Origin of the sequence: Neobacillus drentensis, from assembly GCF_036966985.1 — a bacterium.
Classification (GTDB): domain Bacteria; phylum Bacillota; class Bacilli; order Bacillales; family Cytobacillaceae; genus Neobacillus; species Neobacillus drentensis_E.
This window is the reverse complement of record NZ_JBALSN010000436.1, coordinates 1-3,725: the sequence shown is the minus strand read 5'-3', so window position 1 is coordinate 3,725 and position 3,725 is coordinate 1. Positions and strand designations below refer to the sequence as shown.

The window sequence follows — 3,725 nt, the reverse complement described above, 5'->3', positions numbered from 1 at the left end:
GGAATATGATCGGGAATTTACGATTTTCGGTGAGATATTTTTGGTGAATCGTATCCCGATTTTTAATAAAAAAGACGAAGTAATTGGAGCAGTTGCTAGCTTTAGAAACAAGTCAGAGTTATCCAATCTGATTCAGGAATTGTCCCATGTCAAAGCATATGCTGAAGGCTTGCGTGCTCAGACACATGAGTATTCCAACCGGCTCTATACACTCCTTGGTTTGATCCAGCTTGGTTCATATAAGGAAGCGATTGATTTCATTTCAAGGGAAGTGGATGTTGCTCAAGGATTTATTAGCTTCTTAATGAAGGAAATTCCCGATCCGATCATTGCAGGATTTATTTTAGGAAAGGTTAGTTTAGCCAGTGAATTGAAAATTTATCTTACAATTGAACGTGACAGTAGTTTTAGAGATTTGCCAGAAGAAATTAGCAGGGATACGTTAGTGACGATTATTGGTAACCTAGTTAATAATGCTTTTGATGCTGTGAGAGAAAATGGGAAGGTAGAGAAAAGAGTTTCTCTGTTTCTTACCGACTTAGGAAAAGATCTGATCATCGAAATTGAAGATAATGGGAAAGGCATAAACAACAGCATTAGTGAACAAATTTTCCAAAATGGCTTTTCTACGAAAAACCGTCAAAGCAATTCCGGAATCGGCTTAAGCCTTGTAAAAGAAGCAATCGCAGGTTTAGGGGGATATATAACTTTTTCCTCGAATGAAGGGGAAGGGACGATTTTCACAGTTGTGATTCCAAAACACAGGGGGTGTTTAAATGAATCTGAAACCCAATATAGAAGTGTTAATAGTTGAGGATGATTTACGGATTGCAGAAATTCAAAAGCGGTTTATTGAACAGATTCCTGGATTCCAAACAGTAGGAATTGCGGCAAGCTATTTAGAGGCAAAGACGTATATCGATTTATTACAGCCAGACCTACTCTTGTTAGATGTCTATTTTCCGGACATGAATGGAATTGATTTGCTTAAAGAAACTAAGCAGCAAAGTAAGCAAATGGACGTGATCATGATCACCGCCACAAAAGAGATTCATAAGGTGCAAGAGGCGATTAGTATTGGTGTGTTCGATTATATTATTAAACCTGTAGTGTTTGAGAGGTTTAAACAATCGTTGCTGAGGTATCAAGAATATTATACAAAGTTGGCAGAATTGAGGAATGAAAATCTCCATGTCACACAGCAACAAGTGGACAAGCTGCTGCGAAAAGAAATAGAGGGATCGAAAAGCGACAAACCTTACCTGCCAAAGGGAATTGATCCACTGACGCTGGAAAAGGTACTGGAGGTTCTGTCGAAAGTTGCTGATGGCTTAACGGCTGAGATTGTTGCCAAAGAAATAGGTGTAAGCAGAACGACGGCTAGAAGGTATCTTGAGCATCTTATGTCTGAAGAAAAAATTGATGCAGATTTAGCCTACGGAACGGTCGGGCGCCCTGAACGTGTCTATTTGGTTAAGAGGGCAATAAAACAGCATAACCACACTTAAAGAAGAAGGCTCAAATGGGGCCTTCTTCTTTTTGCAGGAGAGTATTGGAAATTTTCTCGGGTGAGATCGACAGAAGCCCTATATTGTTTTGTGTTTCAATGATTGAGTGATTTTTCAAATACTGGTACCTTAATTGATCCTTCCAAAGAAATGGACGCTGATCAGTCTCTCCGTCAACATGGGTAATATTATAAGATGGATCACAGATTCGGTGGATATCATTATTTTTTCTTTTTATAGAATTGATGCTAATGACCGTTTTCATCATCAAGCCCCAAACTCCAGAAAAACTCATATTTTTAAAAGGGCTGCTCGTAAACTGGTGGACAGTTAGCTCGCGACCATCGGTAAATGTAACGGTTGCTTTGACGGAAGAGGCATAATGAACATCACCTGATAAAAAAATACACAGGGAGGGATTCCAGTCGGCAACTTGATTAAGTAATTCTGTAAAGCCTTTGCCGTTATATTTCCAAGCTTCGAAATCAAAGGATGTTTGCACATCAACCCCAAGTATTTTAAAAGGATAAACAAAATCGTGTAAAAATGATTCAATCAAACCCATCCCGTAAACAGGTGTGGCGGAAACAACAATTACGGGTGTTTTATTTTGCCAGCCACTGGTTATTAACTTGTTTGTGACGAGTGTCCAGCCATTTTGACTAAGGAGTTGTGGTGGATTTGTTGTTTCTTTAATAATTTGACCGATTTTTACTGATTTGGGCTCCGAATTATAATCGCGTAGTGTTCGTGTGTCGAGAAAAACAGCCTTGGGGTAGGTTGGTGCAACAAAGTGCCAGGAATTGAAGTTCCATAGGTTTGTTACCCATTTTTCATGGCTTGAAGAGGTGAAGTTGCCATTCCTTATTTTTTTCAAATAGGACTTCATGGATTGAAGAAAATCATCCCCAAAGGCATCAGGTTCGTTTCCCCAGCCTTGAAAGGCCCAATATGCGGTGAGCCCATTGGCAATCACGTGCCTGCCTAATGGAGCATTAAAAACGTTGGTTTTCCAATTGGCTGTTAGATTCCAATCATCGGTAATATCGTGATCATCAAATACCATATAGGTCGGGATATTGGCAAGCAGCCGGCGAACCGAATAAAGGGAATGTTGGACGGGTATCAATGCTTCCTCTTGTTCGAGATAGCGGTTTTTAAGTTGCTTATGCTCACTCTTATATTCCTTTGGAGTAATTTTATCATTCGAAAAGGAAAAATGGATTAAATTGTTAGTTTTTGCTTCATCAAAGGATTGAAATAAATGTTGCTCTTGTGCTGCCTCCCAAAGCGCAGGGCTCCAAGATAATAAGTACATAGCGGCAAATTCGCCTAGTTTCATCAGATGGTTTTGTGATTGTGAGGAAGTAAATTGGCAAAAGTTTTCGATGATATATTGTCTGCCGTTTATCTGGTTGATTGTAGTCCGGAAGGGTTCCTCACCAAGATGGCTGTCAACTTGTTCAAGGGGTTCTGATTGTCCTATTAATGCATCACTCAATCTAGATATAACCCTGATGATTGGGTCTGCAACATCATCGGCATATATTTGGTCACCCATGAGAAAGAGAGAGTCGGGACGATTATTTATATTTTCGTACTCTTTTTCAAGAATTGAGTCAGCAAAAGCGAGAGTATCTTCACCTTCACCATGGAGTTTTCGACAAGAGCCATAGATGATATTGCTTTTACCACCACTTTTAATCAGGAAAGTAGGATATTTAAGTTTACCAAACACAATGGATTGAGGGGAGCCAGGAGTAAGCAGTTGAAGACTTTCTAAATCGTGCTGCTCAGATTTGCGAGTAAAATGTAGATTGTAACCAATCAGAGTGTCAGTAGGGAATAATCCGGTCAAGGGAGTTACTTTAATGAGATTTATATAAAGTTGTTTTCCAAACTTGACAGTGGAAAGTTCAGATGTAGTTTCAAGTGATTCGTTATGAAAGGTCTGACCCTCGCTTTGATGATCGATCTGATACAAATCAGCTTGAATTTGAAATCTCCTACTAGTGGCAAGCCAAAAATAAATCCGTGTTGGTTCCACCCTTCGAATAACCGGCCCGGATAAAATCATTGGAAACTCAAAAAAATCCATATCTCCACCCCATTTATTAGTTCCTACATTTTATTCACGAGGGCGGTGCCTGACACCGATAGGAAATGTTCACATGGTGTCAGGCACTATGTTTAATAATTCACATGGTGCCTGACACC

General features: G+C 39.6%; 3 protein-coding genes. 2 read left to right on the top strand and 1 reads right to left on the bottom strand.

The genetic code is table 11. The features are described from left to right. A partial coding sequence (locus V7659_RS24440; protein WP_335542735.1) for a sensor histidine kinase occupies nucleotides 1-814 on the top strand: 814 nt, incomplete at its 5' end. Continuing rightward, nucleotides 777-1,508, top strand: coding sequence for a response regulator (locus V7659_RS24435; RefSeq protein ID WP_335542734.1), 732 nt, complete (start codon nucleotides 777-779; stop codon nucleotides 1,506-1,508). The genes V7659_RS24440 and V7659_RS24435, both read left to right, overlap by 38 nt. A 10-nt stretch (nucleotides 1,509-1,518) precedes the next feature. On the opposite strand, the gene V7659_RS24430 is transcribed toward V7659_RS24435, so the two are convergent. Next, a complete protein-coding gene (locus V7659_RS24430; protein WP_335542733.1) occupies nucleotides 1,519-3,606 on the bottom strand; it encodes a hypothetical protein in 2,088 nt (695 codons plus the stop codon). Nucleotides 3,607-3,725 lie beyond the last annotated feature (119 nt).